Source organism: Amycolatopsis sp. CA-126428 (assembly GCF_002904335.1).
Lineage (GTDB): Bacteria > Actinomycetota > Actinomycetes > Mycobacteriales > Pseudonocardiaceae > Amycolatopsis.
This window is the reverse complement of sequence record NZ_PPHF01000098.1, coordinates 19,771-41,410: the sequence shown is the minus strand read 5'-3', so window position 1 is coordinate 41,410 and position 21,640 is coordinate 19,771. Positions and strand designations below refer to the sequence as shown.

Annotated in this window: 21 protein-coding genes; 11 read left to right on the top strand and 10 right to left on the bottom strand. The window is 69.3% G+C overall.

The genetic code is table 11. The annotated features are described in order from the left end of the window. Window positions 1-53: 53 nt before the first annotated feature. The 3 genes from trxB (at window position 54) to C2L58_RS25845 (ending at window position 2,836) form a co-directional block, all read left to right on the top strand. The gene (gene trxB, locus C2L58_RS25855; protein WP_103340223.1) at window positions 54-1,046 is read left to right on the top strand and encodes a thioredoxin-disulfide reductase; all 993 of its coding nucleotides are present in this window, start codon (window positions 54-56) and stop codon (window positions 1,044-1,046) included. A 35-nt stretch (window positions 1,047-1,081) separates the two neighbouring features. Beyond that, entirely contained in the window at window positions 1,082-1,405 is a 324-nt protein-coding gene (gene trxA / locus C2L58_RS25850; protein WP_003082899.1) for a thioredoxin, read from the top strand. A 282-nt stretch (window positions 1,406-1,687) separates the two neighbouring features. Further along, a complete protein-coding gene (locus C2L58_RS25845) occupies window positions 1,688-2,836 on the top strand; it encodes an N-acetylmuramoyl-L-alanine amidase (RefSeq protein ID WP_103340222.1) in 1,149 nt (382 codons plus the stop codon). Between the two features lie 210 nt (window positions 2,837-3,046). Here the strand turns inward: C2L58_RS25845 and C2L58_RS25840 are convergent, their stop codons facing one another. Then, a complete protein-coding gene (locus C2L58_RS25840) occupies window positions 3,047-3,691 on the bottom strand; it encodes a GNAT family N-acetyltransferase (protein ID WP_013231060.1) in 645 nt (214 codons plus the stop codon). A 213-nt stretch (window positions 3,692-3,904) separates the two neighbouring features. On the opposite strand from C2L58_RS25840, the gene C2L58_RS25835 reads away from it, so the two are divergent. Further along, window positions 3,905-5,224, top strand: coding sequence for an aminotransferase-like domain-containing protein (locus tag C2L58_RS25835; protein ID WP_103340221.1), 1,320 nt, complete (start codon window positions 3,905-3,907; stop codon window positions 5,222-5,224). Between the two features lie 25 nt (window positions 5,225-5,249). Next, on the top strand, window positions 5,250-6,194 hold the full coding sequence (locus C2L58_RS25830) for a D-alanine--D-alanine ligase family protein (protein ID WP_103340220.1): 945 nt from the start codon (window positions 5,250-5,252) through the stop codon (window positions 6,192-6,194). 133 nt (window positions 6,195-6,327) lie between these two features. On the opposite strand, the gene C2L58_RS25825 is transcribed toward C2L58_RS25830, so the two are convergent. The 9 genes from C2L58_RS25825 to rpmH form a co-directional block, all read right to left on the bottom strand. Further along, complete coding sequence (locus C2L58_RS25825; RefSeq protein WP_103340218.1) at window positions 6,328-7,326, bottom strand: ParB/RepB/Spo0J family partition protein; 999 nt, start codon at window positions 7,324-7,326, stop codon at window positions 6,328-6,330. Then, the gene (locus C2L58_RS25820; protein WP_103340381.1) at window positions 7,323-8,249 is read right to left on the bottom strand and encodes a ParA family protein; all 927 of its coding nucleotides are present in this window, start codon (window positions 8,247-8,249) and stop codon (window positions 7,323-7,325) included. The genes C2L58_RS25825 and C2L58_RS25820 overlap by 4 nt, the downstream gene beginning before the upstream one ends. A 77-nt stretch (window positions 8,250-8,326) precedes the next feature. After that, window positions 8,327-9,010, bottom strand: a complete 684-nt coding sequence (rsmG, locus tag C2L58_RS25815; protein WP_103340217.1) for a 16S rRNA (guanine(527)-N(7))-methyltransferase RsmG — start codon at window positions 9,008-9,010, stop codon at window positions 8,327-8,329. Window positions 9,011-9,155: 145 nt separating this feature from the next. Continuing rightward, complete coding sequence (locus tag C2L58_RS25810; protein WP_103340216.1) at window positions 9,156-9,701, bottom strand: DUF6886 family protein; 546 nt, start codon at window positions 9,699-9,701, stop codon at window positions 9,156-9,158. A gap of 74 nt (window positions 9,702-9,775) precedes the next feature. Beyond that, complete coding sequence (locus C2L58_RS25805) at window positions 9,776-10,330, bottom strand: Jag family protein (RefSeq protein ID WP_199191437.1); 555 nt, start codon at window positions 10,328-10,330, stop codon at window positions 9,776-9,778. 30 nt (window positions 10,331-10,360) lie between these two features. Beyond that, on the bottom strand, window positions 10,361-11,512 hold the full coding sequence (gene yidC, locus C2L58_RS25800; RefSeq protein ID WP_103340213.1) for a membrane protein insertase YidC: 1,152 nt from the start codon (window positions 11,510-11,512) through the stop codon (window positions 10,361-10,363). A 5-nt stretch (window positions 11,513-11,517) separates the two neighbouring features. After that, on the bottom strand, window positions 11,518-11,853 hold the full coding sequence (gene yidD / locus C2L58_RS25795; protein WP_103340380.1) for a membrane protein insertion efficiency factor YidD: 336 nt from the start codon (window positions 11,851-11,853) through the stop codon (window positions 11,518-11,520). Window positions 11,854-11,858: 5 nt separating this feature from the next. Continuing rightward, the gene (gene rnpA, locus C2L58_RS25790; protein ID WP_103340211.1) at window positions 11,859-12,308 is read right to left on the bottom strand and encodes a ribonuclease P protein component; all 450 of its coding nucleotides are present in this window, start codon (window positions 12,306-12,308) and stop codon (window positions 11,859-11,861) included. 19 nt (window positions 12,309-12,327) lie between these two features. Beyond that, on the bottom strand, window positions 12,328-12,471 hold the full coding sequence (gene rpmH / locus C2L58_RS25785) for a 50S ribosomal protein L34 (RefSeq protein WP_103340210.1): 144 nt from the start codon (window positions 12,469-12,471) through the stop codon (window positions 12,328-12,330). A 603-nt stretch (window positions 12,472-13,074) separates the two neighbouring features. Here rpmH and dnaA point away from each other — a divergent pair. The 6 genes from dnaA (at window position 13,075) to gyrB (ending at window position 21,626) form a co-directional block, all read left to right on the top strand. Beyond that, a complete protein-coding gene (dnaA, locus tag C2L58_RS25780) occupies window positions 13,075-14,703 on the top strand; it encodes a chromosomal replication initiator protein DnaA (RefSeq protein ID WP_103340209.1) in 1,629 nt (542 codons plus the stop codon). A gap of 798 nt (window positions 14,704-15,501) precedes the next feature. Further along, window positions 15,502-16,635 carry a DNA polymerase III subunit beta gene (dnaN, locus tag C2L58_RS25775; RefSeq protein WP_103340207.1) on the top strand — a complete coding sequence of 378 codons (1,134 nt, stop codon included), beginning with the start codon at window positions 15,502-15,504 and terminating at the stop codon, window positions 16,633-16,635. A gap of 31 nt (window positions 16,636-16,666) precedes the next feature. After that, the gene (gene gnd, locus C2L58_RS25770) at window positions 16,667-17,557 is read left to right on the top strand and encodes a phosphogluconate dehydrogenase (NAD(+)-dependent, decarboxylating) (protein WP_103340205.1); all 891 of its coding nucleotides are present in this window, start codon (window positions 16,667-16,669) and stop codon (window positions 17,555-17,557) included. 25 nt (window positions 17,558-17,582) lie between these two features. Then, window positions 17,583-18,737 carry a DNA replication/repair protein RecF gene (gene recF, locus C2L58_RS25765; RefSeq protein WP_103340203.1) on the top strand — a complete coding sequence of 385 codons (1,155 nt, stop codon included), beginning with the start codon at window positions 17,583-17,585 and terminating at the stop codon, window positions 18,735-18,737. 220 nt (window positions 18,738-18,957) lie between these two features. Continuing rightward, the gene (locus tag C2L58_RS25760; RefSeq protein WP_103340202.1) at window positions 18,958-19,461 is read left to right on the top strand and encodes a DciA family protein; all 504 of its coding nucleotides are present in this window, start codon (window positions 18,958-18,960) and stop codon (window positions 19,459-19,461) included. 197 nt (window positions 19,462-19,658) lie between these two features. After that, window positions 19,659-21,626, top strand: coding sequence for a DNA topoisomerase (ATP-hydrolyzing) subunit B (gene gyrB / locus C2L58_RS25755; RefSeq protein ID WP_103340200.1), 1,968 nt, complete (start codon window positions 19,659-19,661; stop codon window positions 21,624-21,626). Window positions 21,627-21,640: the final 14 nt, after the last annotated feature.

Sequence of the window (21,640 nt, the reverse complement as noted above, 5' to 3'; positions counted from 1 at the left end):
GCCACCTACCATCGTGTTGAGCCTGGTACAGGTCACTACGAGCGGAGGTCACGGTGGCTGCCGAGGAAATCAGGAACCTGATCGTTGTCGGGTCGGGTCCTGCCGGATACACCGCTGCCGTCTACGCGGCGCGGGCCCAGCTGGAACCGCTGGTGTTCGAGGGCACGCAGTTCGGCGGCGCGCTGATGACGACGACCGAGGTCGAGAACTTCCCCGGGTTCCGCGACGGCATCATGGGTCCGGACCTGATGGAGGAGATGCGCAAGCAGGCCGAGCGCTTCGGCGCCGAGCTGCGCGCGGAGGACGTCGAGTCGCTGGAGCTGACCGGGGACGTCAAGTACGTCGTCGCGAACGGCAAGCGCTACGCCGCCCGCGCGGTCATCCTCGCCATGGGTGCCGCGGCGCGGTACCTGAACGTCCCGGGCGAGCAGGAGCTGCTCGGCCGCGGTGTGTCGGCCTGTGCGACCTGTGACGGCTTCTTCTTCCGCGACCACGACATCGTGGTCGCCGGTGGCGGTGATTCTGCGATGGAGGAGGCGACCTTCCTGACGAAGTTCGCGAAGTCCGTCACCGTCGTCCACCGGCGTGACGAGTTCCGCGCGTCCAAGATCATGCTCGAGCGCGCCCGCGCGAACGAGAAGATCAAGTGGAAGCTGAACTCCGAGATCACCGGGGTGCTCGGCGACGGCAAGGTCGAAGGCCTGCAGCTGAAGGACACCAAGGACGGCTCCGAGTCGACGCTGGACGTGTCCGGCTTCTTCGTCGCGATCGGGCACGACCCCCGCAGCGAGCTGGTGCGCGGGCAGGTCGACGTGGACGAGGACGGCTACGTCGTCACCCAGGGCCGGACGTCGTACACGAACCTCGACGGTGTCTTCGCGGCCGGCGATCTGGTCGACCGCACCTACCGGCAGGCGATCACCGCCGCGGGTTCCGGGTGCACCGCCGCGATCGACGCGGAACGATGGCTCGCCGAGCACGGCGAATCGGACGCGCACGAGGCCCCCGAGCTGGTCGGCGGCGGGTACGGCGCGAGCACCAACTGACTTTCCGGCGTTCAACCACCCCTGAAGGAGAAACCATGGCCAACACCGTCAAGGTGACCGACGCGACGTTCGTCGACGAGGTCCTGACCAGCGAGAAGCCGGTCCTCGTCGACTTCTGGGCCACCTGGTGCGGACCGTGCAAGATGGTCGCCCCGGTGCTCGAGGAGATCGCGGCCGAGAACGGCGAGAAGCTGACCATCGCCAAGATCGACATCGACGAGAACCCGAACACGCCGCGTGACTACCAGGTGATGTCGATCCCGACGCTCATCCTGTTCCAGGGCGGCAAGCCGGTGAAGCAGATCGTGGGCGCGAAGCCGAAGGCCGCGCTGCTGTCGGACCTCGCCGACGTCCTCTGAACCGAACCAGCCCGGCGAACCCGGGGCCTGCGGGAACCCTCCTGCGGGCCCCGGGTTCGTTCGTCATTCGGGCTAATCTCAACGATGTTGCTTAATCGAGCGTGACAGCAGCCAGCGTGGGTACTCCACGAACGGGTTCTTGACTCACCTACCGGGCCTACGCTGTCACCCAGAGTTGGCAAGGCACAATAGAGGACCTGGGCTCGTCCCAGCGAAGGTTTTCCGAAATCCTGCCACGCACCGAGCCCCCGAATCCGGTGCCTGAGGAAGAGCGAGGAGTGCATGCGGGTACTCCGCCGCGGTGACGCCGGTCCGGACGTCGCCGAGATCAGGTCCATCCTGGCCGGGATGGACCTGCTCCCGCCGGTCACCGGTACCGACGACTACGACACGTTCGACGTCGCCGTGGAGCACGCCGTTCGTGCCTTCCAGCAGCGTCGTGGGCTGATGACCGACGGCATCGTGGGTCCGGCTACGTTCCAGGCGCTCAAGGGCGCCAGCTACCACCTGGGCAGCCGCCCGCTGTCGTACATGATCGCCTCGCCCGTCCACGGCGACGACGTCTTCACCCTGCAGGAGCGGCTCACCGAGCTCGGCTTCGACGCCGGCCGCCCCGACGGCTACTTCGGTCCCCAGACCGAGCGCGCGCTCAAGACGTTCCAGCGCGACATGCGCCTGACGCCGGACGGCATGTGCGGTCCGGCGACCATCCGCGAGCTGCACCGCCTGTCCTCGCCGCGGGCCCGGGGCGGGCGCCCCGTGTTCCTGCGCGAGCAGGAGCAGGTGCGCCAGGCCGGGCCGCGGCTGCGCGGCAAGCGCATCGTGATCGACCCGGGCCACGGCGGCGACGACCTCGGCGTGGTCGCCGGCGGCCTGCGCGAGGCCGACATCGCGTGGGACCTCGCCCGCCGGCTCGAAGGCCGGATGAAGGCCGCCGGCATGGAGGCGCTGATCTCCCGCGGCCCGAACCAGAGCCCCACCGAGCTGGAGCGCGCCAAGTTCGCCAACGACGCGGGCGCCGACCTGTTCCTCTCGCTGCACAGCGACAAGAACGCCTCGCCGCGCGCGCAGGGCGTCGCGAGCTTCCACTTCGGCAACGGCAACGGCACGACGTCCACGGTGGGCGAGCTGCTGGCCGGCTTCATCCAGCGCGAGGTCGCGGCCCGCACGGGCCTGCAGGACAACCGCACGCACTACAAGTCGTGGGACATCTTCACCCGCACCCGCTGCCCGGCGGTCCGGATCGAGATCGGCTACCTGACGAACCCGGACGACGCCCGCAAGCTCGGCGACCCGGCGTTCCGCGACATCGTCGCGGAGGGCATCCTGATCGCCGTCAAGCGCCTGTACCTGCTCGGCGAAGGCGACCAGCCGACGGGCACGTTCACGTTCGCCGACGTCCTGGCGCACGAGCTCGCGAAGGCCGAATAGGGTCGACCACAACCCCTAGCGGCTCTCCTTCACCTGCCCCACCACCCCTGGGGACGCCACGCGCGCGTCCCCAGGTTTCGGGGTAGTTCTCCACAGGTTTTCCACCGCTCCTATCAGCGCTCTGTGGATAACTCGGCACTTCTTCCACAGTTGTGCACACCGGCGTTACGGCATGCCGAAGCGCAGGCGCAAACGTTTGCGGATGAGCGATCAGGCGCGGCCGAGGCTCGGCTCGGCGGTGGTGATGGTCACCTGGCCGAGCAGCCGCTCCAGGGCCGCCTCGACGTCTTCCTTCCAGGTGATCGCCGAACGCAGCTCGAGGCGCAGCCGGGGCCACTTCTGGTGCGGGCGGACCGTCTTGAAGCCCACGCTCTGCAGGAAGGCCGCCGGCAGGACGCAGCTGTGGCCGCCGTCGGGGTCGGCTTCGTCGGGACGAGCGTCACCGAACGCCTCGATGGCGCGGACGCCCCGCTTGGTCAGGTCCTTGGCGACCGCCTGGACGAGCATCCGGCCGAGGCCACCGCCGCGGAACTCGGGCAGCACCTGGAAGGCGGTCAGCAGGACGGCGTCGGCACTCGGCGGCGACGTCGGGAAGGCCAGTGCGCGCGGGACGGCGTTCGGCGGGGCGTACAGCACGAACCCGACCGGCAGCGTGTCGCTGTAGACGATGCGGCCGCAGGAACCCCACTCGAGCAGCACGCTCGAGACCCAGGCTTCCTTCTCGACCTCGGTCGCGCCGAACTCCTCGGCCTGGTGCTTGAGGTGGGGCGCGAGCTCCCAGTACACGCACCGGCGACAGCTCTTCGGCAGGTGCTCCAGGTTGTCCAGTGTGACGCCCACGACGCGACGCGACACTCGCGACCTCCCCTGACCTGCGCTCCCGACCGGCTGCCCGCTCGTCAAGCCGCGCGAGATCCACGGCACGAACACGAGAGCCATGGTCGAGGATAGGCCGATGTGACGAGCACCGAAAGGCCAGGGGGTCCTGATGGGTGCCCGGTTACACTCGATGGGATCTACCAGCTCCCGCGGGAGTGACCGTGTCCGCCTAGCCCCGGGTGAACGTCGATGACCGAGAACCGCCCCAGCAAGCCGCAGAGCGGCCGTCAGAACCTCGATCCGCACCTGGAGCGGTACGCCGCGCGCACCGCCGGGATGACCGCCTCGGAGATCCGGGCGCTGTTCGCGGTGGCCAGCCGGCCCGAGGTGGTTTCGCTGGCCGGCGGCATGCCGAACCTGGCGGCCCTCCCGCTCGACACGCTGTCGGCGCAGGTGGCCGAGATCATCGCCGAAGACGGCCTGGTGGCGCTGCAGTACGGCTCGGCGCACGGCATCCCGGCGCTGCGCGAGCAGATCTGCGAGATCATGGCCCTGGAGGGCATCAAAGCGCACCCGGACGACGTCGTGGTGACCGTCGGCTCGCAGATGGGCCTGGACATGGTCACGCGGCTGTTCTGCGACCCGGGTGACGTCGTGATCGCCGAAGGTCCCTCGTACGTGGGCGCGCTGGGCTCGTTCGCCGCCTACCAGGCGCAGGTCGTGCACGTGGCGATGGACGACCACGGCCTGGTGCCGGAACTGCTGCGCGAGGCGCTCGACCGGACGGAGAAGGCCGGCCGCCGCGTCAAGTTCCTCTACACGATCCCGAACTTCCACAACCCCGCCGGCGTCACGCTGGCCGTCGAGCGCCGCGCGGAGATCCTGGAGATCTGCCGCACGCACGGCGTCCTGGTCGTCGAAGACAACCCGTACGGGTTGCTCGGCTTCGACGGGCAGACGTACCCGGCGCTGCGGTCGACCGATCCCGACAACGTCGTGTACCTCGGCTCGTTCTCGAAGACGTTCGCCTCCGGCCTGCGCGTCGGCTGGGTGCTCGCGCCGCACGCGGTGCGCGAGAAGCTCGTGCTCGCCGCGGAGTCGGCGACGCTGTGCCCGCCGACGTTCAACCAGATGATCGTCTCGCGCTACCTGGCCACGCACGACTGGAAGGGCCAGATCAAGAAGTTCCGCGAGAACTACCGCGACCGGCGTGACGCGATCCTCTCCGCGCTCGACCAGTACCTGCCCCCGGGCTGCTCGTGGACCAAGCCGGACGGCGGCTTCTACGTCTGGGTGACGGTGCCGGAAGGCGTCGACACGAAGGCGATGCTGCCGCGCGCGGTGACCGCCCGGGTGGCGTATGCGTCCGGAACGGGCTTCTACGCCGACGGGTTCGGCAGCCGCCAGATGCGGCTGTCCTACTGCTACCCGACGCCGGAGCGCATCCGCGAGGGCGTGCGGCGGCTGGCGGCGGTGCTGGAGTCCGAAATGGACCTCGCCCGCACCTTCGGTAACGTGGGCTCGCGCCGGATCCAGGGGCCGCAGAACCCGTCCCCGGACACGGTCTAGTTCTTTCAGCTAAGGAGTTTTCACGGTGGTCGACCGTACCGTTGCCGTGCTCGCCGGCGGGCTTTCGCACGAACGCGACGTCTCGCTGAGGTCCGGGCGACGGCTCTCCGCGGCGCTCAAGTCCGAGGGCCTCGGCATCGAGGAGTGGGACACCGACGCCGGCCTGCTGGAGCGGCTGCGCACCCAGCGGCCGGACGCGGTCGTCGTCGCCCTGCACGGCGGCGAGGGCGAGAACGGCTCGGTGCAGACGGTCCTGGAGATGCTGGACGTGCCGTTCGTCGGCACCGGCTCCCAGGGCTGCCGCCGCGCGTGGGACAAGCCGACCGCGAAGGCGCTCATCGAGAACGCCGGGTTCACGACGCCGGGCTGGGTGGTGCTGCCGCACAGCACGTTCCGCGAGCTCGGCGCCCAGGCGGTGCTCGACGCGATGGTGGAGACGCTCGGCCTGCCGCTGATCCTCAAGCCCGACCAGGGCGGCTCGGCGCTCGGCACCCAGGTGGTGCGCGAGGCGGCGGAACTGCCGGCGGCGATGGTCGGCTGCTTCGCCTACGGGGACACCGTGCTCGCCGAGCGGTTCGTGGACGGCGTCGAGGTGGCCGTGACGGTCATCGAGGGCGAGGACGGGCCCGAGGCCCTCCCCGCGGTCGAGATCGTCCCGGAGAGCGGCGTGTACGACTACACGGCCCGCTACACGGCCGGCCTGACCGACTTCTTCACCCCGGCCCGGCTCGACGACGCCGCGGCCAAGGCGGTGGCCGAGCTGGCCGTCGCCGCACACCGCGTCCTCGGCCTGCGGGACATCTCGCGGACCGACGCGATCGTCGCCCCGGACGGCGCGGTCCACTTCCTCGAAGTGAACCCGTCGCCGGGCCTCACCGAAACGTCGACCGTCCCGATGGCCATCGACGCGGCGGGCAAGTCGCTCGGCACGGTGTTCGGCGAACTCATCGGGCGCGCGATTTCTCGCTGACCCTTCGCACACGAAAGGCCACTGCGGAACCTCCGCGGTGGCCTTTTTCGTGTCCTCGATGATCATCACTGATCGTGGTCCTCACGGACGCGAGGAGCAATCATCACCGTGACGAAACACCCTGGGGTGATCCCTAATCGGTTTTCGGTGTCTGATTTGCCGTATTCGCATCGATGATCGCGACGATGCGCTCGAGGTCGTCGACCGACCCGAACTCGAGCGTGATCCGGCCCTTGCGGCGGCCGAGGTCGACCTTCACGCGGGTGTCGAAGCGGTCCGAGAGCCGGTTCGCGAGCTCCTGCAATCCGGGCGCCTGGATCGGCTTGCGCGGCGCGGGCTTCGGCTTGGCCGGCTTCTCGCTCTTCTTGAGCGTGACGGCTTCCTCGGTCGCCCGGACCGACATGCCCTCCGCGACGATGCGCGCGGCGAGCTCCTCCTGGCTTTCGGCGTCCTCCAGCGACAGCAGCGCCCGCGCGTGGCCCGCGGACAGGACGCCCGCGGCCACCCGGCGCTGCACCGGCAGGGGGAGCTTGAGGAGCCGGATCGTGTTGGTGATGACCGGCCGGCTGCGGCCGATCCGGCTCGCCAGTTCCTCGTGGGTGACCGCGAACTCGTCGAGCAGCTGCTGGTACGCCGCCGCCTCTTCGAGCGGGTTCAGCTGGACGCGGTGGATGTTCTCCAGCAGCGCGTCGCGCAGCATCGACTCGTCGGCGGTCTGCCGGACGATCGCCGGAATCGCCTCGAGCTCGGCCTGCTGCGAGGCGCGCAGCCGTCGCTCGCCCATGACGAGCTCGTACTCGTCGTTCCCCAGTTCGCGGACGACGATGGGCTGCATGAGCCCGAACGCGCGGATCGAGTGCTCGAGTTCGGCGAGCGCCTCTTCGTCGAAGACCTGGCGCGGCTGCTTCGGGTTCGGCTTGATCGAGCTGACGGGGATCTCGCGGTAGACCGCGCCGGCGACCTCACCGGCGTGCTGCTGCGCTTGACCGTTCGCCGCGAACCAGCCCTTTTCCTCGGCCGCCTTCTTGTCCGCCGCCGTGTCGCCGGGTGCGGGCAGGGGACCACCACCGGTGGGTCCGGTCGGGATCAGGGCGGCGAGGCCGCGCCCCAGCCCTCCTCGACGCTCGGTCATGTCGAACTACCTTTCTCCATCTGCGCGCCGCGCTCGGCGATCTCCTTGGCCGCGTCGACGTAGCTCATCGCCCCGCGCGAACCGGGGTCGTAGGCGAGCACGGTCTGGCCGTACCCGGGTGCCTCGGACACCTTCACGCTGCGGGGGATGACGGTCTTCAGCACGGTGTCGCCGAAGTGGTTCCGCACCTCGTTCGTCACCTGATCGGCCAGCTTGGTCCGGCCGTCGTACATGGTGAGGAGGATCGTCGAGACGCGGAGCTCGCGGTTGAGGTGCTGCTGCACGAGCTCGATGTTGCTCAGCAGCTGCCCGAGCCCTTCGAGCGCGTAGTACTCGCACTGGATCGGGATGAGCACCTCCTGCGCGGCGACCATCGCGTTGACCGTCAGGAGGCCGAGCGACGGCGGGCAGTCGATGAGGACGTAGTCGACGCCGATCTCGTCGAGGATCTCCGAGGAGATGGCCTCCTTGAGCCGGGACTCGCGGGACGCCATCGAGACGAGTTCGATCTCGGCGCCGGCCAGGTCGATCGTCGCGGGGACGCAGAAGAGGTTGGGGGACTGCTCGGTCGGCTGGGCCGCTTCCGCGAGCGTCACCTCGCCGATCAGCACCTCGTAGATGGAGGGTGTCCCGGAGCGGTGGTCGACGTCGAGCGCGGTGCTCGCGTTGCCCTGCGGGTCGAGGTCGACGACGAGCGTCTTGAGCCCGTGGACCGCGAGCGCGGCGGCGAGGTTGACCGTGCTGGTGGTTTTGCCGACGCCGCCCTTCTGGTTGGCCACCGTCATCACCCGGCGGCGGCCGGGGCGGGGGAGCGACCCCTCCTTGGGGTGCAGCAGACGGGCGGCGCGGGCGGCTTCTTCGGCGATCGGCGTCCAGCCCACGTCGTGGCTGGTCTCCGTGGAGTCGGACGGCGGGGGATTCACCGGTCTCGACACCTCCTCCATCTAGACGTCTGGTCGGTGGTCGAGTCGCTTCGTTTCACGTGGAACATCGCGACCCGTTAACGCTTCCTGCTCCGCGCCTTCGGCTTGCTTGCTGTCGGGAGACGACGGATCTTCACGACCGTGCTGGGAACCTCGAGGACCGCCGCACCACACTCGACGATGAGTGGATCGGCACCGCCGGCCTTGCGGATGGCGGCACCGTCCCGCTCGATCTCGTCCGCCGCGCTGGCGCCCTTGAGAGCGACCAGGAAGCCATCGGGTCGGACCAGCGGCAGGCACCAGTCCGCGAGACGAGCGAGCGGGGCGACCGCGCGAGCGGTGACGATGTCGGCGCCACCGAGCTGCTCACGCACAGGCGGCTCCTCCGCGCGTCCACGGACGATGGTGATCGGGAGTTCCAGCTTCTCGGCCACCTCGGCCAGCCAGTCCACCCGGCGGGCCATCGGTTCGAGCAAGACGATATCGAGGTCCGGTCGCGCGATCGCCAGCGGTACACCCGGAAGCCCCGCGCCCGACCCGACGTCGACGACGCGAGCGCCCGGAGGCATCTGCTCGCCGATCACCGCCGAGTTGAGCACGTGCCGCTCCCACAGCCGTTCGACCTCCCGCGGACCGATCAGCCCGCGCTCGACCCCATGCCGCTCCAGGAGTTCGACGTACCCGGCCGCTTGGTCGACGCGTTCACCGAACACTCGTCCCGCCGCGGCCCGCACGGTCTCCGCGGCCTCCTCCAAGCTCACTCCGCCCACTCCTCGTCCGCCGGTTTCACGTGAAACCGCGCTCGTTCGATTGTCCCCGATGAACCGGAGAAAACGAGCCGACAGTCCGCAGATGTGGACAACTCCACTCAGCCGGCCGCCGCCGTGGACCGTTCCACGTGAAACATCACCCGTGTAATTCGCTCGGCCGAGCCGTCGCGTTGGCCAACCGGACGCCGCTGAACCCCAGCGAGCTCCCGGCGGCCGCGTCCACGAACGACCAGAGGTTGGGGAGCACCCACAACTGGATCCCCGCCGACGCATGGAGCGCGAGCAGATCGCCGACCGGCTCCGGCGGGGCGAGAGGCTCCACGGGCGTCACCGCCACCATCGCATGCGCGTGCTCGCCGAACGGCCGGAACGACCAAGCCGCGAAGCGGTACGCGAACAACCGGACCGTCCGCATCGCCTCGAGCCATCCATACTCGATCGCGTGGACGCGGGAGTGGCCGCCCGGACCGAGAAGCGCCCGATCCCGCTCCACCGTTTCCGGCAGCACCCACGCCATCGCGCGCGGGCACTGCCGCGGGAACCAGTAGTCCGGCGCCCGCACCGCGTCGACCGCCCAGACATACGCCTCGGGCTGACGCGCCGTCGCTGCCACGTGCGGAGCGAAGCGGGTGATCGTCGGGTCCTCCGAGAAGTGCAGGACCTCTCCGGCTGCGGGGCGCATGGGCCACACCTAGCACACAAGAAAGCGGCCCCACCCGAACCTGCCGGATGGGGCCGCTCCAGAACAACCGGGTCTCAGGACTCCGGGAAGATCACCACGCGGCGCTTCGGGTCCTCGCCCTCACTCTCGCTCGTGACGCCCGAAACGGTCGCCACCGCGTCGTGGACCACCTTGCGCTCGAACGGGCTCATCGGCTGCAGCCGCACCCGCTCGCCGCTCTTCAGGACCGACTCCGCCGTCGAGCGGCCGAGCTCGCGCAGCTCCTCGCGGCGGTCCGCGCGCCAGCCCGCGATGTCCAGCATCAGCCGGCTGCGGGAGCCCGTCTCCTGCTGGACCGCCAGGCGGGTCAGCTCCTGCAGCGCCTCGAGCACCGTGCCGCGCGGGCCGACGAGCTTCTCGAGGTCCTCGCCGCCGTCGATGCTCACGATCGCGCGGCCGGCCTCAACGTCGAGGTCGATGTCACCGTCGTAGTCGAGCAGGTCCAGCAGGCGCTCGAGGTAGTCGCCGGCGATGTCGCCCTCCTGAACGAGGACGTCTTCGCCACCTCCAGCCTTCTGCTCGCCCGCTTCTCCGTCGGCCGGGGTCACGTCGTCCTGATCGGCGTCGATCGTGTCGATCGTCTCCGACATCATTCGTCTCCTCTCCGAACCGGTCGCGCCTCAGCGGCGCTTCCGGCCCGACTTCCTGGTCGAGTCTTTGAGAAGGCCCGGCACGCCGGTGCCGTTTTCCTTCGAGCCGTTCTGGCCACCTGCGTCGGCGGGCGCCGCGTCCGCCACGGTCGCGCTGTCCGCCTTGGCGGCGGCAGCAGCGGCGGCGGCCGCCTCCGCCGGCGTGGTCTGGGCGAAGCCGTGGGCCGAGCCCGCCTTCGTCACCTTCTTGGCCGAGCCGGTCTGAGCGGGCTGGTTCTTCTTCTGCTGGACCGGCTTCTGGCCGACCTTCGGCGCGGTGGGCTTCTGGCCCGGCTTCGGGCCGAGCGTCGCGCGCTTCTCCGCGGCCTCCGCCTTGCGGGCCGCCTCTTCCTTGTCGATCTTCGTGTAGACGAGGCGCTGCTGCATCAGGGTCCAGCCGTTGTTCGCCAGCCAGTAGAAGAGGAGGCCGAGCGGGAACAGGGCACCGAAGACGAGGACACCGAGCGGGAAGATGTACATCGTCAGCTTGTTCATGATCGCGGTCTGCGGGGTGGCCGACGCGGCGTTCTGCCGGGCCACCGAGTGCCGCGCGGTGAGGTGCGTGGCGATCGACGCGACGATCATCAGCGGTAGCGCGACCGGGAGCACGCTCCAGTGGAAGCCGACGTTCGTGGCGCCACCGCTGACGACCCCGACGCCGTTGTAGACCGCTTCACCGAGGTTGACGCCGAACAGCTTCGCGTTGACGTAGGACTCGACGTCGTGCTGGCTGAAGAAGTAGTTCTCGGTCTTCGGGCCGCCACCGGGCGGCGGCATCGTGAACGCGCGCAGGACGTGGTTCAGGCCGATGAACACCGGGATCTGCAGCAGCATCGGCAGGCAGCTGCCCAGCGGGTTGACGCCGTGCTCCTTCTGGAGCTTCTGCATCTCCGCGGCCTGGCGCTGCCGGTCGCTCGCGTACTTCTTCTGGATCTTCTTCATCTCCGGCGCGAAGTCCTGCATCTTCTTCATCGACCGGACCTGGTTCACGAACGGCTTGAACATGATGCCGCGGACCGTGAACGTCAGGAAGATGATGCCGAGGATCCAGGCGACCGCGGTCGATTCCCCGAAGACGAACCCGAAGACCTTGTGCCAACACCAGAGGATGAAGGACACGGGGTAGTAGATGAAATCGAGCACTGCTGCTACTCCTCGATCGGTGTTTCAGGTCTGCGGTGTCGCCACGAGAACGTCTCGGGCACGGGGTCACGGCCGGGTGGCGTCCACGGGCCGCAGCGCAGCAGCCGGCGCAACGCGAGGTAGGAGCCACGTCCGGCACCGTGCCGGGTGAGGGCTTCGACTGCGTACGCGCTGCAGCTCGGGTAGAACCGGCAAGCCGGCGGGAGGAAAGGCGAGATCGCCTTGCGGTAGAGCTTGATGGGAAGCAGCAGGACCCAGGCGACCGGGCCGGGCCGTGGCGGCTCGGCGACGTCGTCATCGAGGTGGTCGTGCGCTGGGTCGTGCTCGGGGGTGGCTCGCATGCCGGTCACACCGCTGATCCGTGGTCGGGGGTCGCGTCCGCGGGACGCGTCGGGCGGGGGACATCCCCGGCCGGACGGCGCGACGACAGTAGCCCCAGCCGACGCAACGCGGCGTCGAGATCGGATCCCAGCTCGGCGCTGGAAGCGGTCGACGACGGCGGCAATGCCCGTACGACCAACGCGGTGCCGGCGGGCAGTGTTCCGAGCCTGGCCGAAACGAGATGACGCAACCGGCGGCTGACGCGGTGGCGGACCACCGAGTTGCCGACGGCCTTGCTCACCACAAAACCCGCCCTGGCCGCCGGCACGGTGTTGGATTGCACAGTGTCGGCGGCCCCGGACGGGTCCGTGGTCAGCGCGTGGACGACGAGGCGGCGCCTGCCTGCCCGGGACCCGCGACGGAGAACCACGCGGAAGTCCTCACTCCGCCGCAAGCGTGCGGCAGCCGGCAGCACGGCGCGCCTCGGCCGGCGATCAGGCGGACAGCGCGCCGCGGCCCTTGCGACGGCGGGCCGCCAGGATGGCCCGGCCGGCGCGGGTCCGCATGCGCAGGCGGAACCCGTGGACCTTCGCGCGGCGGCGGTTGTTCGGCTGGAAGGTGCGCTTACCCTTGCTCACTGCTTCTCCTGTGTCTCGCGTTGTCCGTGTTCCCGCTCGCCGGAAGCAGAATTACTTCTTCCACCTGGCGTGTCGTGCGGGCGCACGGCAGTCTCTGGTGTCTCCTACCAACGTGTGGCCTCGTCACGACGAGCGACGACAACGTGGGCACGCGAAACGCACCCGTCGCATACGGGAGACCTTACGAGGGTACGCACCCCCGTCGGGCGGCCGGTAAGCACCCCCTCGGCCACGGTACGCGACCGGCCGGTGTGCCCGCGAAGTTCGACGCCGTGACACCGAATGGCAACGGGCCGTGCACCGTGAAATGCTGGCCGCCCAGGATGCCTTGTGGCCACGAGCGGGGCTTGTTAGCGTGCCTCTCTCGGGTCACCGGTCGAGGTGCACGAGTATCCGGGTGGTGGAGTGCCCACCGGCGTACGACGAGCCCGCAGGTGGTAGCGCCGCGGGTCGCCGTACATTAGTGCACAGCTGTGGACAACTATGTGGATATTCGCTGTGCCGGTGCGCGGACAGGTCTCCTGTGATCGCCGGGTGGAGTGACCGGGGAGTGCCGGGGCCGGCTCGGCCGTCCACGCCGACGAGGGGAGGGGAGCCAGACAGGTGTCGGATCACCAGCACAATCTGGGTGTCATCTGGGAACAGGTGGTACGCGAACTGTCCGACGGGACCCTGTCCCCCCAGCAGCGCGCCTGGATGCGCGTGACCCGTCCGATCGGCCTGCTCGACGGCACGGCGCTCCTGGCGGCGCCCAGCGACTTCGCGAAGGAAGCGATCGAACGCGGGCTGCGCGGCGCGATCACCGAAGCCCTCTCCCGGCGGCTCGGCCGCGCCATCTCCCTCGCGGTGAAGGTCGACAGCGCCGAAGCCGTCGCTCCGGCGCCCGCGCCTCACTACGCGCCGTCACCCGGCCGAGTGGAAAACGGCGCGAGTCCCGAACCGGCCCCGCCGATGCCGGCCAACGGCGCGCCGATGATGCCGCCGCCCCGGCCCGCCGAACCCCCGCAGCCGAGGCCGCCGATGCCGATGCCGGCGCACCAGGCCGGCGCGCCGAAGCCGGACGACGGCGACGACACCGACGAAGAAGTCGACGAAGAGGGCGAAGCGCTCGCCGCGGTCCACGAGATCTGGCCGACGTTCTCCGGCCAGCCGATCGCCGGCCAGCCGTACACCGCGCCGGCGCAGCCGCAGACGTCGAAGACGAAGCTGAACGAGAAGTACACCTTCGACACGTTCGTCATCGGCGCGTCCAACCGCTTCGCGCACGCGGCCGCGGTCGCCGTCGCCGAAGCGCCCGCCCGCGCGTACAACCCCCTCTTCATCTGGGGCGAGTCCGGGCTCGGCAAGACGCACCTGCTGCACGCGGTCGGCCACTACGCGCAACGGCTCTTCCCCGGCATGCGCGTCCGGTACGTCTCGACCGAAGAGTTCACCAACGACTTCATCAACTCGCTGCGCGACGACCGCAAGGTCGCCTTCCAGCGGCGCTACCGCGACATCGACATCCTGCTCGTCGACGACATCCAGTTCCTGGAAGGCAAAGAAGGTACGCAGGAAGAGTTCTTCCACACCTTCAACACCCTCCACAACGCGAACAAGCAGATCGTCGTCAGCTCCGACCGCCCGCCCAAGCGCCTCGAGACGCTGGAGGACCGGCTGCGGACGCGGTTCGAGTGGGGTCTCATCACCGACATCCAGCCGCCCGAACTGGAGACGCGCATCGCGATCCTCCGCAAGAAGGCGGCGCAGGACAGGCTGGCGGTGCCGGGCGACGTCCTGGAGTTCATCGCCTCGCGCGTCGAGGCGAACATCCGGGAGCTCGAAGGCGCGCTGATCCGGGTCACGGCGTTCGCGTCGCTGAACCAGCAGCCGGTGGACGCCGCGCTGGCGGAGATCGTGCTGCGGGACCTGATCCCCGACTCCCACGCCCCGGAGATCACCGCGCCCACCATCATGGGCGTCATCTCCGAGTTCTTCGACGTGACGCTCGACGACCTGTGCGGCCCCGGCAAGACGAAGGCGCTCGCCACGTCCCGCCAGATCGCGATGTACCTCTGCCGCGAGCTCACCGACATGTCGCTGCCGAAGATCGGGCAGACGTTCGGCGGCCGCGACCACACGACGGTCATGCACGCGGACAAGAAGATCCGCAAGGAGATGGCCGAGCGCCGGCGGATCTACGACCAGGTGCAGGAGCTGACCTCGCGCATCAAGCAGCGCGCCCGCCAGTAGCACATCCCTTATCTCCCAACGACTTCGGGGCGTCCACGCACTGTGGACGCCCCTTTGTCTTGCTTGGACACAGCCGTGCTTGGACACAGTCGCCTTTGGAGCGTCCGAAGCACGCGTACGCCCGCGAAGCAGCGAAGGCGTGTACGCGCGCTTCGCCAAACTCGTGAAAATTGTTTGTACACAAGGGGTTTTCCCCACCGTGTGGGCGGATTGCCCACAGTGCCAACGGATCTCCCACCAGCGCAGACACGAATTCCCTCCACACCCCGCCCACAGGTGATCCACAGCGCATCCACACCCTTGTCCACGCTGATTCCACAGGTTGCCCACATGCTGTGCACAGGAGGAGCCGATCACTCGGAAGAGGGGTTCGGACCCCGTCGGGCACCCCCAGACCCTGGGTACAAATCGCCCCACACCTGGGGACAACCGTGGGGACAACCGGGCCCATCTGTGGACGAATCCGGGGATGCCCGAAACCATCCACGGACGCCCCGATCTACCCACAGGTCCGCCACCAGGGTTCTCCACACGCCCGCGAGCCGTCCGACCTGCGCGAACGAGCTCAATCCACACAATCCACAACGCCTATTACTGCTACTGCCCTTAGATCTTCTAAGAGAGAGAACAAAACAAAAACAGGCGGCGGACGAAGTTGGGGACAGCTGCGAGATCGAGTCGTCATATCGACAAAGTCAAGGGGAGGCCGAGGTGACGGCGGCGCCCGCGACGGCCTACCGTGGACGCCTGCACCTGGTCCGGGTCCGCAGTGGGCTCGATCGTCGAAAGGATGCGCGCATGAAGATCCGCGTCGAGCGTGACGGGCTCGCCGACGCCGTCGCGTGGGTGGCCAGAAGCCTCCCCTCCCGGCCGCCGGTGCCGGTGCTGGGCGGTGTCCTCCTCGACGCCGGTTCGGACGGCGAAACCGACGCGCTGACGGTCTCCGGCTTCGACTACGAGGTCTCCGCCACGGTCGGGGTCCCCGCGACGATCGCCGACGGCGGCCGCCTGCTCGTGTCCGGGCGCCTCCTGGCCGACATCACCAAGGCGCTGCCCGCGCAGCCGGTCGAGATCTCCGTCGACGGCTCGCGCGCCACCATCACGTGCGGCACCGCGCGGTTCTCCCTGCCGACCATGCCGGTCGAGGACTACCCGCAGCTGCCGTCGCAGCCCGCCTTCGCGGGCGAGCTCGCCGGCGACGCGTTCGGCCAGGCCGTCACCCAGGTCGTCGTCGCCGCGGGCAAGGACGACACGCTGCCGATGCTCACCGGCATGCGGCTCGAGATCTCCGGCAGCTCGCTGACCCTGGTCGCGACCGACCGGTTCCGGCTCGCCATGCGCGAGTTCACCTGGCAGCCCGCCGAAGGCCTGGCCGACGCCGCGGTGCTCGTCCCGGCGCGCACCCTCGCCGAGGCGGCCAAGACGCTCGGCGCCAGCGGCGCCACGATCCGCCTCGCCCTCGCCAGCGGTGAAGGCCTGCTCGGCCTGTCCGGTTCCGGGCGCTACACGACGACCCGCCTGCTCGACGCGGAATTCCCGCCGTACCGCCAGCTGCTGCCCGCGTCGCACACGTCGCGCGCGGTGATCGACGTGTCGGCTCTCACGGAGAGCATCAAGCGCGTTTCGCTGGTGGCCGAGCGGGGGACTCAGGTACGACTGGAATTCGGGGACAACACACTGCGGTTGTCCGCGGGCGGCGACGACGAGGGCAGCGCCGAGGAAGAACTCCAGGTCGACTACGAAGGTGAGCCGGTGACGATCGCGTTCAACCCGGGTTACCTCGTCGACGGCCTGGGCGCGCTGCACAGCGACCGGGCGGAGCTGACGTTCACCACGCCGAACCGCCCCGCGCTCATCAAGCCCGCCGACGCCGAGGGCAACGTCGTCCCCGGCTACCTGTACCTCCTCATGCCGGTCCGTCTCCCGGGCTGACCGCATTTTCTCGAGCACGTAAGGGGATCTCATGGTTCAGCTCGGTCTGATCGGCCTGGGCAAGATGGGCTTCAACATGCGTGAGCGGCTGCGCGCGGCCGGTCACGAAGTGGTTGGCTACGACCGCAACCCGGACGTCACCGACACGACGTCGCTCGAGGACCTGGTGTCCAAACTGGACGCCCCGCGGATCGTCTGGATCATGGTCCCGGCCGGCGACCCGACTCGCCAGACCGTCACCGAGCTGAGCAACCTGCTCGCCGAGGGCGACATGGTGATCGACGGCGGCAACTCGAAGTACACCGACGACAAGCTGAACGCCGATCTGCTGGCCGCGAAGAACATCGGCTACGTCGACTGCGGTGTCTCCGGTGGCGTGTGGGGCAAGGACAACGGCTACGGCCTGATGGTCGGCGGCACCGCGGCCGACGTCGAGAAGGCCATGCCGATCTTCGACGCCCTGCGCCCGGAAGGCCCGCGCGAGGAAGGCTTCTCGCACGCCGGCGACGTCGGCGCGGGCCACTACGCGAAGATGATCCACAACGGCATCGAGTACGGCATGATGCAGGCCTTCGCGGAAGGCTTCGAGCTGCTCGAGGCCGCGAAGGTCGTCAAGGACGTGCCCGCCGTGATCAAGGGCTGGCAGCGCGGCACGGTCGTCCGGTCCTGGCTGCTCGACCTGCTCGTGCGCGCGCTCGACGAGGACCCGGAGCTGGACGACCTCGAGGGCTACGTCGAGGACTCGGGCGAAGGCCGCTGGACGCTGGAAGAGGCGATCAACAACGCGGTGCCGGCGCCGGTCATCTCGGCCGCGCTGTTCGCGCGGTTCGCCTCGCGGCAGGAGCACTCGGCCGCGATGCGCGCGGTCGCCGCGCTGCGCAACCAGTTCGGTGGGCACGCGGTGAAGAAGGTCGGCGGGTAAGGGCGGCCCCCCGAAAGAGGACACAGTGTATCTGCGGCACCTCCAGGTCACCGACTTCCGCTCCTGGCCGCAGGCCGATCTCGCGCTCGAACCGGGGCCGACCGTGCTGGTCGGCCAGAACGGTCGCGGCAAGACCAACCTGCTGGAAGCGATCGGGTACGTCGCGACGCTGGGCTCGCACCGCGTCGCGACGGACGCACCGCTGATCCGGCACGGCTGCGAGCGCGCGCTGGTGCGGGTCGCGGTGGTCAACGACGACCGCGAGCTGACCGTCGAGCTCGAGATCACCGCCGGCCGGGCGAACCGCGCGCGGGTCAACCGCGGTGCGGTCGGCCGTCCGCGTGACGTGCTCGGGATCCTGCGCACGGTGCTGTTCTCCCCGGAGGACCTCGCGCTCGTGCGGGGTGACCCGGGTGAGCGGCGCCGGTTCCTCGACGAGCTCCTGGTGCTGCGCGCGCCGCGGTACGCCGGCGTCCGGGCGGACTACGAGAAGGTGCTGAAGCAGCGGAACGCCCTGCTCAAGACGGCCGGGAAACGACGTACGGGCCGCGAAGACCCGTACGCGCTGTCGACGCTCGAGGTCTGGGACGACCACCTGGCGGTGGCGGGCGCGGAGCTGCTCACCGCGCGCCTGAACCTCGTCGCCGACCTCGCGCCGCACGCGGCTTCGGCGTACATGGGGGTCGCGCCCGACTCGCGGCCGGCGAAGATCACCTACCGGTCGTCGCTGGGGGCCACCCTGCCGGAAACGTACGGCGTACCGGATGGCGAACGGGCGCAACCCGAGGTCCTGAAGGACGTCTTACTCAAGGCGTTGGGCGAAGCCCGCAAAGCGGAGCTCGAGCGCGGGATCAGCCTGGTCGGCCCGCACCGGGACGAGCTGGAGCTGATCCTGGGCGAGGCACCGGCGAAGGGCTACGCGAGCCACGGCGAGTCGTGGTCGTTCGCGCTGGCGCTGCGGCTCGGCAGCTACGAGCTGCTGCGCGCGGAGGCGGGCGAGCCGGTGCTGCTGCTCGACGACGTGTTCGCCGAGCTGGACCGCAAGCGCCGCGCCCGGCTGGCCGAGGTGGCCGCGAGCGCCGAACAGGTGCTGGTGACCGCCGCGGTCGACGAAGACGTGCCCGGGGAGCTGGCCGGCACCCGGTTCGTGGTGGCGGATGGTGAGATCACGCGTGGCTGAGCACGGCGATCGAGCACCCCGGGTGACGGGCGGCACAAAGCGCACCCGATCTGGGGACAAACCTGTGGACAGTGTGGATAACACGGTGAACGAGTTATCGCCCCGCGTGACCATGCGGCCAGATGGGTGGCGCAAACCGCCCGGCGACGGACCTCCGCCGAACTCCAAGCCAGCTTCGGGCACGGAGCGTGATGCCGCCGCTGGGCCGAACGAGCCGCCGATGACGGGCCGCGATCTCGCGCACGCCGCGCTGGAGGCCGCGAAGGCCAAAGCCAAGGAGCGCGGTACCTCGCCCGGCCGGCGCCGCCCCGCCACCGGCGGTGGGCAGAGCCCCCGGCGTCGCCGCTGGTCGGGCCCGGGTGCGGACGCGCGCGACCCGCAACCGCTCGGCCGGCTCGTCTCCCGGCTGATGAGCGACCGCGGCTGGAACGAGAGCGTCACCAGCGCCCGCGTCTTCGCGCAGTGGGCGCGGCTGGTCGGCGAAGACGTCGCCGAGCACGCGCAGCCGGTCGCGCTCAAGGACGGCGAGCTCACCGTCCGCGCCAGCTCGACGGCGTGGGCCACCCAGCTGCGGTTGCTGCAGGGAAAGCTGCTGCACAAGATCGCCGCGGGGGTCGGCAACGGCGTCGTCAAGCGGATGCGGATCCAGGGCCCGACCGCCCCGAGCTGGCGGAAAGGGCCCCGTCACGTGCCGGGTCGCGGCCCTCGTGACACGTACGGCTGACCCCGGTTGCGCGATGCTCGGTTGAATGCCCCGAGAACGCATCCAGACCTCCCGAGCTACGTCAAGACTCGGCTCGAACCGATTTCGTCCGTCTGTGACGCGTTCAGGGGTGTCCTTGCCGCATGTCAGCAGACGCGGCCAAGTACACTGGAGGAGAGCGAGCGTCCGCTCGGGCGAGACGAGGAGAAACAACGCCGGTGACCGAGAACAAGAGCGAGTACAACGCGTCGTCGATCACGGTGCTCGAAGGCCTCGAAGCGGTCCGCAAGCGCCCCGGCATGTACATCGGTTCCACCGGTGAACGCGGGCTGCACCACCTCGTCCAGGAGGTCGTCGACAACTCCGTCGACGAAGCGATGGCCGGGTACGCCACCAAGGTCGAGGTTACCCTCCTCGCCGACGGCGGCGTCCGCGTCGTCGACGACGGCCGCGGCATCCCGGTCGACATGCACCCCAAGGAGAAGAAGCCGACCCTCGAGGTCGTGCTCACCGTGCTCCACGCGGGCGGCAAGTTCGACAGCGACTCCTACGCGGTGTCCGGCGGCCTGCACGGCGTCGGCGTCTCCGTGGTGAACGCGCTGTCGACGAAGCTGCTCGCCGAGGTCAAGTACGGCGGCCGCAGCTGGCGCCAGGTGTACACCGACCAGATCCCCGGCGAGCTGGAGGACCTGGGCCCGGCGTCCGAGACCGGCACCACGATCACCTTCTGGGCCGACAGCAACATCTTCGAGACGACGACGTACAACTTCGAGACCATCTCGCGCCGGCTCCAGGAGATGGCGTTCCTCAACAAGGGACTGACGCTGTCCCTGCGCGACGAGCGCGTCGCCGACGAGGAGACCGAGGCGGACGCCGAGGGCAAGGTCGCGCGGGTCAAGGAGAAGACCTACTGCTACCCGGGCGGGCTCGAGGACTTCGTCAAGCACATCAACGGCAGCAAGGACCCGATCCACTCCAGCGTGATCTCCTTCGAAGCGAAGGGCCCCGGCCTCGAGGTCGAGGTCGCGATGCAGTGGAACAACGGCTTCACGCCGTCGGTCTACACCTTCGCCAACACGATCAACACCCACGAGGGCGGCACCCACGAAGAGGGCTTCCGCGCCGCGCTGACCCGCGTCGTCAACACCTACGCGCGCGACAAGAAGCTGCTCAAGGAGAAGGACACCAACCTGACCGGTGACGACGTGCGCGAGGGCCTCGCCGCGATCGTCTCGATCAAGCTGTCCGAGCCGCAGTTCGAGGGCCAGACCAAGACCAAGCTGGGCAACAGCGAGGCCAAGACGTTCGTGCAGCAGACGTCGAACGAGTGGCTGGCGGACTGGTTCGAGCGCAACCCCACCGAGGCGAAGACGATCATCAACAAGTCGATCTCCTCGGCGCAGGCCCGGATGGCCGCCCGTAAGGCGCGTGACCTGGTCCGCCGCAAGGGCGCGCTCGACATCGGCGGCCTGCCCGGCAAGCTGAAGGACTGCCGCTCCACCAAGCCGGAGGAGTGCGAGCTCTACATCGTCGAGGGTGACTCGGCCGGCGGCTCGGCCAAGGAGGGCCGGGACTCGATGTACCAGGCGATCCTGCCGATCCGCGGCAAGATCATCAACGTCGAGAAGGCCCGCATCGACCGCGTCCTCAAGAACACCGAGGTCCAGTCGCTGATCACCGCCCTGGGCACCGGCATCCACGACGAGTTCGACCTCACCAAGCTGCGCTACCACAAGATCGTGCTGATGGCCGACGCCGACGTCGACGGCCAGCACATCACCACGCTGCTGCTCACCCTGCTGTTCCGGTTCATGACGCCGCTGATCGAGCACGGCCACGTCTTCCTGTCGCGGCCGCCGCTGTACAAGATCAAGTGGCCGCGGGCCGAGCCGGAGTACGCGTACTCCGACCGCGAGCGCGACGCCGTCATCCAGGCGGGTGTCGAGGCCGGCAAGCGGCTCCCGAAGGACGACGCGATCCAGCGCTACAAGGGTCTCGGCGAGATGAACGCCGAAGAGCTGTGGGAGACCACGATGGACCCGGCCAACCGGCTGCTGGGCCAGGTCACCCTCGACGACGCCGCCCAGGCCGACGAGCTGTTCTCGGTCCTGATGGGCGAGGACGTCGAAGCCCGCCGCTCGTTCATCACGCGCAACGCCAAGGACGTGCGCTTCTTGGACGTGTAGGCGTCTTCCTCGTT